Source organism: Achromobacter sp. Bel, from assembly GCF_012928505.1.
Lineage (GTDB): Bacteria > Pseudomonadota > Gammaproteobacteria > Burkholderiales > Burkholderiaceae_B > Achromobacter.
The window spans coordinates 1-6,449 of the sequence record NZ_JABBJN010000113.1; the positions used below are offsets into that span (position 1 = coordinate 1).

General features: G+C 67.6%; 4 protein-coding genes and 1 pseudogene. All 5 read right to left on the reverse strand.

The genetic code is table 11. The features are described 5' to 3' along the window. A partial coding sequence (locus tag HG262_RS30695; protein ID WP_169274584.1) for a nitrate reductase occupies nucleotides 1-2,259 on the reverse strand: 2,259 nt, incomplete at its 3' end. A 21-nt stretch (nucleotides 2,260-2,280) separates the two neighbouring features. Continuing rightward, nucleotides 2,281-3,483: pseudogene (locus tag HG262_RS30700) on the reverse strand (FAD-dependent oxidoreductase); the annotation flags it as partial. A gap of 21 nt (nucleotides 3,484-3,504) precedes the next feature. Beyond that, on the reverse strand, nucleotides 3,505-4,395 hold the full coding sequence (locus tag HG262_RS30705; RefSeq protein WP_169274586.1) for an ABC transporter ATP-binding protein: 891 nt from the start codon (nucleotides 4,393-4,395) through the stop codon (nucleotides 3,505-3,507). Nucleotides 4,396-4,399: 4 nt separating this feature from the next. Continuing rightward, nucleotides 4,400-5,230: a nitrate ABC transporter permease gene (gene ntrB, locus HG262_RS30710; protein WP_169274587.1), complete on the reverse strand. Its 831-nt coding sequence runs from the start codon at nucleotides 5,228-5,230 to the stop codon at nucleotides 4,400-4,402. Nucleotides 5,231-5,259: 29 nt separating this feature from the next. Beyond that, on the reverse strand, nucleotides 5,260-6,449 hold a 1,190-nt coding region (locus HG262_RS30715), incomplete at its 5' end, for a CmpA/NrtA family ABC transporter substrate-binding protein (RefSeq protein WP_248293541.1).

The window sequence follows — 6,449 nt, forward strand, 5'->3', positions numbered from 1 at the left end:
GATGGGCAGCACCACCGCGTATTCGAAGCGACGCAGCCAGGGCGCCAGCCTCGCGCGCAAGGCCGCGCCGTCGCCCCGCCCCCATCCCGCCGCCTGCCACGCCAGGCCAGCGGGCTCGACGGAAATGGCGCTGAACTTCAGTTCGGGTTGGCGCGACACCGGGTCCGCAGCCGGACTCGTCAACGCGTTGACGCCCAGGCCCGCCATGAAAGCGCTGCCCCAGTGCATGGGCAGAAAAGCCTGTCCAGGCTGCAATCCATCATCTTCCCGCACCGGCAGCACCACGCTGCCGCGCCGCGAACGCAGCCGCGCAAGCGCGCCGGCCGCAAGCGCAAAACGGCGCATATCGTCCGGATGCAGGGAGACCCACGGCTCTTCGACATGCTGCGTCAATGCGCGGGCAAGCGACGTGCGCGCCATCGTGTGCCAATGGTCGCGCAAGCGGCCGGTCGTCAGGATCAGCGGGAATTCGGGTGTCACCGCGTCGGCGGGCGGCCGAAAGTCCACGTCGCAAAAGCGGGCGCGCCCGCTGGCCGTCGGGAACACGCCGTCGGCATACAGGCGGACCATGCCGTGGCCTGCGCGGTAGGGCCATTGCTGCGGCCCGTCGCGGCCCAAGACACCGTAGTCCAGCGCGCTGTAGTCCAGATCGCGCCCTGCGGTCATGCGGGCATGTTCCGCGAACACGTCGCTTTCGTCTCGATAGGCGAACCGCGCCGCCTTGTCTGGCGCGATGCGGGCGGCCAGCCGCTGCGCCACCGCCTGCGCCAACCGCCAATCCGGCTGCGCGTCGCCAGGCGGCGCGATGGCCGCCTGCACACGGCTGATGCGGCGTTCGGAATTCGTCACCGTGCCGGATTTCTCGGGCCAGGTCGCAGCCGGCAGCACCAGGTCCGCGTAGGCCAGCGTTTCGGTGCCCGCGAAGGCCTCCTGGACGATGACGCATTCGGCGCGCGCCAGCGCCGCGCGCACGCGCGCCTGGTCCGGCAGCGACTGCGCGGGGTTGGTCGCCGCGATCCACAGCACCTTGATGCGTCCTTCCAGCACCGCGTCGAACATGTCCATCGCCGTGGCGCCCGGCGCATCGGGCAGGCGGTCCACGCCCCACAGCGCGGCCACTTCTGCGCGGTCCATCTTGCTGCCGGGATCCCGGTGGCCCGGCAGCAAGGTGGCCATGCCGCCGGCCTCGCGGCCGCCCATCGCGTTGGGCTGGCCGGTCAGCGAAAACGGGCCCGCGCCCGGCTTGCCGATCTGGCCTGTCGCCAGGTGCAGATGGATCAGCGCCGTGTTCTTGTCGGTGCCGCTGGTCGACTGATTCAGCCCCATCGTGTAGAGCGACAGCGCCGATCGCGCGCCGCCGAACCAGCGGGCCGCCTGGACGATGTCCTGGGCTGGCACGCCGCAAATGCGCTGCGCCGCTTGCGGCGGGAAGGCCTGCACCCGCGCAAGCAACGTCTCGAAACCTTCGGTGTGACGCTGGATGTACCCGGTGTCGATCAGGCCTTCACGCACCATGACATGCAGCATGGCGTGGAACAGTGCCACGTCGGTGCCCGGCACGATCGGCAGGTGCAGGTCGGCGAAGGCCGTTGTGTCCGTACGCCGGGGGTCGACTGCGATCACCTTCATGTGCGGCCGCTGCGCGCGCGCCGCCTCCAGGCGGCGGAACAGCACGGGGTGCGCGTACGCCATGTTGGAACCGGCGATCAGCACGGTGTCCGCCTGTTCCAGGTCTTCGTAGCAAGCGGGCGGCGCGTCCGCGCCCAGCGTGCGCTTGTAGCCCGACACTGCGCTGGACATGCACAGACGGGAGTTGGTGTCGATATTGTTGGTGCCCACCAGCGCGCGCGCCAGCTTGTTGAAGACGGCATAGTCTTCGGTCAGCAGTTGGCCCGACAGATAAAAACCCACGGCGTCGGGGCCATGCGACCGGATCGTGCGGGCCAGCGTCCCGGCCGCGATGTCCAGCGCCTGTCCCAGCGCGATGTCCCGCGTCGGCTCACCGCGCCGCTCGCGCCATTGCGCCGACAGCACGCGCGCACCGTCCCGACGCACCGTGTCGCCCAGCGCCAGCCCCTTGCTGCACAGCTTGCCGTGGTTGGCGGGGTGCGTCTCGTCGCCCCGGACCCGCAGCACGGCGCCGTCCTGCACCTGAACGCGCACGCCGCAGCCCGTTCCGCAATAACAGCACACCGACGCCACGTCGCGCGCTTCGCTGGCGTCGACGACGGGAATCCGCACGCGTGATGGCATGTCCATGCCCTACCCTCCCGCCACGTTTTCGCCTGCCATCAACCGGTCGCGCAAGCCGCCGATATCCTGGCCTTCGCGGATCAGCCGCAGATACCAGGCGCCATCCGCCGTATCGCCGTACAGGCAGGCGCCCACCAGTTTGTCGCCGCGGATCACCAGCTTCTTGTAGACGCCGTCCAGCGCGTCGGACAACGTGATGCTTTCGGCTTGCCCGTCCCCTGCGAAGTCCCCGGCCGAAAAGAGATCGATGCCGCTGACCTTCAATTTGGCCGAGGTCACGCTGCCTTCATAGCGGCCGATGCCGTGCAGAGCCAGATGGTTAGCCGCCACCTTGGCCTGTTCAAACAAAGGCGCGACCAGGCCGTAGGCCGTGCCGCGATGGCTGACGCATTCCCCGACCGCATAGATGCGCGGATCGTAGGTCTGCAAGGTGTCGGTCACCACCACTCCCCGGTCCACATGCAGCCCGCAGCGTTCGGCCAGCTCGGTATTGGGGCGCACGCCTGCGGCCATCACCACCAGGTCCGCCGGTATCTCCTGCCCGTCGGCAAAGCGCAGCGCGCGGACCCGCCCGCCATCGCCCCCGAGGATCGCCTGCGTCTGGCGCCCCAGCAGAAATGTCAGGCCACGCGCCTCCAGGCTGCGCCGCAGCATCGCGGACGCCTCGCCGTCCAATTGGCGGTCCAGCAGCGCGGGGCCCAGATGCACGACCGAGACATCCATGCCGCGCGCGGCCAATCCGTTGGCGGCTTCCAGGCCCAGCAGCCCGCCGCCGATTACCACGGCATGCCGGTAGCGCGAAGACGCTTCGATCATCCGGCTCACGTCGCCGATATCGCGGAAGGCGACCACGCCGTCCAGATCGTTGCCCGGAACGGGCAGGATGAAGGGGTTCGAGCCGGTGGCCAGCAGCAGCCGGTCATACGGCGCCTCGGTGCCGTCGTCGGCCTGCACGACGCGGCGCAGGCGGTCCACCCGCGTCACTTTGCTGTCGAGTAATAGCCGTATGCCGTGACGGGCATACCAATCCTCGTCGTTCAGCACGATGTCCTGCAGCGTCCGTTCGCCCGTCAGCACGGGCGACAGCAGGATCCGGTTGTAGTTCGTGTGGGGCTCGGCGCCGAACACCGTGATGTCGTACAGGTCGGGCGCCAGCGCCAGCAGTTCTTCCACCGTGCGGATACCCGCCATGCCGTTGCCCACCACCACCAGCTTCTGCTTAGCGCCCATGAATATCCCCGTGGCCGGCCTTCAAGCCGCGGCGCGGGTCGCGACGGCGGCAACGTCGTCCTCCGCCGCCCTCTCGGCATCGGCAGCGTCCAGAACGGCATTGGCCTGGGCCGCCGCCTGCGAACGCTCGGGATTGCCGTGGCGGCGGTGCAGGAAATCCACCACCGACGCGCGGCACGCCAGATAGGTGGCGTCATTGGCCAGCCGCACGCGGTCGCGCGGACGCGGCAGCGGCACGGGCAGGATCTCGCCAATGGTCGCGGCCGGGCCGTTGGTCAGCATGACGATGCGGTCCGACAACAGCACGGCCTCGTCCACGTCATGCGTCACCATGATGGTGGTGGTGCGCGTCTTGGCCACGATCTTCAGCAATTCGTCCTGCAGGTGCGCGCGCGTCAACGCATCCAATGCGCCGAACGGCTCGTCCATCAGCAGCACGCCCGGTTCGATCGCCAGCGCCCGGGCAATGCCCACGCGCTGCTTCATACCGCCCGAGATCTCGCGCGGAAGCTTGTTCTGCGCCGGCAACAGGCCCACCAGCTCCAGCGCGGCACGCGTGCGCTCGGCCAGCTGCGGGCGCTTTTCCTTGCCCCCGAACACCCGCTCGACCGCCAGGTACACGTTCTGGAAACAAGTCAGCCACGGCAGCAGCGAATGGTTCTGGAACACGACCGCCCGGTCGGGCCCCGGCCCGGTGATCTCGCGTTCTGCGCACAGCAGCACGCCGCGGGTCGGGCGCGTCAATCCCGCGATCAGGTTCAGCAAGGTGGACTTGCCGCAACCCGAATGGCCGATCAACGTGATGAACTCGCCCTGGTCAACCGTCAGGTCGATATCCTGCAGCGCCACGAAAGCGCCTTTGCGGGTCGTGAACGTCTGGCCCACGCGTTCGATGCGTACGAATTTCTTCATGGCGCTATTCCTCGGTGTAGGTGAATCGGCGGGCCAGCGCGACCAGCAGGGTTTCCAGCAGCAGCCCCACGATGCCGATCACGAAGATGGCGATGACGATGTGCTCCACCTTCAGGTTGTTCCACTCGTCCCACAGCCAAAAGCCGATGCCGGTGCCTCCGGTCAGCATTTCCGCCGCCACGATCACCAGCCACGCAGTACCGATGGACAAGCGCACGCCGGTCAGCATGTAGGGCAGCACCGCCGGCAGCAGCACCTTGGTCGTGACTTTCCATTCCGACAGGTTCAGCACCCGCGCCACGTTCAGGTAGTCCTGCGGCACGCGCGACACGCCCACCGCGGTGTTGATGATCATCGGCCAGATCGAACAGATGAAAATGGCCCAGATCGCGGCCGGGTTGGCCGCCTTGAACAGCAACAACCCCAGCGGCAGCCAGGCCAGCGGCGACACCGGCCGCAGCAGGCTCACGATGGGCGAGAACATGGCGTTGATCGCGGCATACCGGCCAATGGCGAACCCTGCCGGGATGCCGATCGCCGCTGCAAGCCCGAAGCCGATCGCCACGCGTTCCAGCGACGCCAGCAGGTTCCAGCCGATGCCCTTGTCGTTCGGACCGTTGTCATAGAACGGATCCGAGAACAGTTCCACGGCCGCATGCCAGGTGACGCCGGGCGTCGGGATCTCCGGAATCCGCATGGCCACCACCTGCCACACCAGCACGAACAGCGCGAAGCCGGCCACCGGGCCCGCCACGGCCTTCAGCGCCGATTCCAGCCGCTCGCGCCCGGCGGCGAATATCGCGTCGGCTCGGCCCACATTCGTTGCGGTAGTCATCGCATACCCCTTTTTTTTCGTGGCGGCGCTCAGGCCTTGACCTTGAATCCGTCGGCATAGGCCGCGGGATTGCTGCCGTCCCACACCACGCCGTCGATCAATGTGGAGCTGCGCGTTTCGCTGGCAGGCAGCGCCGCGCCGGCGGCCGACACGGCCTGCTTGTAGATGTCGATGCGGTTGACCTGCGTGGCCATCGCCAGATAGTCCGGATGCTCTTTCAACAAGCCCCAGCGCTTGTGCTGCGTCAGGAACCACATGCCGTCGCTCAGATACGGGAAGTTGGCCGAACCGTCGGCATAGAAACGCATCGCGTGCTCATCGGTCCACGACTTGCCCAGGCCGTTCTCGTAGCGGCCCTGCATGCGGTCCACGATGCCGCTGGCGTCCGTGTTGACATAGGACTTGGCGGCGATGACTTCAGCCGTCTTCTGGCGGTTGGCGGGCGACGCATCGATCCATTTGCCGGCCTCCAGGATCGCCGCGGTGACCGCGCGCGCCGTGTTCGGATGGCGCGACACGAATTCCGCGCTGGTGCCCAGCACCTTTTCGGGATGGTCCTGCCAGATGCCTTGCGTGGTCACGGCAGTGAAACCGATCTTGTCGATGATGGCGCGCGCGCCCCAGGGTTCGCCCACGCAGAATCCGTCCATATTGCCCACGCGCATGTTCGCCACCATCTGCGGCGGCGGCACCGTGATGACCTTGGCGTCCTTCATCGGATTGATGCCGTAGGCCGCCAGCCAGTAGTACAGCCACATGGCGTGCGTGCCGGTCGGGAACGTCTGCGCAAAGGTGTATTCCCGCTTGTCGGCCGCCATCAGCTTGGCCAGCGATTCGCCGTCGCGCGCGCCGGCCTGCAGCAGTTTGTTCGACAACGTGATCGCCTGGCCGTTCTGGCTCAGGTTCATCAGCACGGCCATGTCTTTCTTTGGCCCGCCCACGCCCAGGTGCACGCCGTAGACCAGGCCGTACAACACGTGCGCCATGTCCAGCTCGCCGTTCATGAGCTTGTCGCGCACCGCCGCCCACGAGGCTTCCTTGGACGGAGTGATCGTCACGCCATACTTCTTGTCGATGCCCAGCACCGACGCCATCACGACCGAGGCGCAGTCCGTCAGCGGGATGAAACCGATCTTCACCTCGGTCTTCTCGGGCGCGTCGGTGCCTGCCGCCCAGGCGCCTGCGCGCACCAGCGGGTCGACCAGCGACAGCAGGCTGG

What these genes read in the sequence shown, in the direction of transcription:
- HG262_RS30705 (WP_169274586.1), bottom strand. Translation starts at nt 4,395, where the DNA reads ATGAAGAAATTCGTACGCATCGAACGCGTGGGCCAGACGTTCACGACC.
- ntrB (WP_169274587.1), bottom strand. Translation starts at nt 5,230, where the DNA reads ATGACTACCGCAACGAATGTGGGCCGAGCCGACGCGATATTCGCCGCC.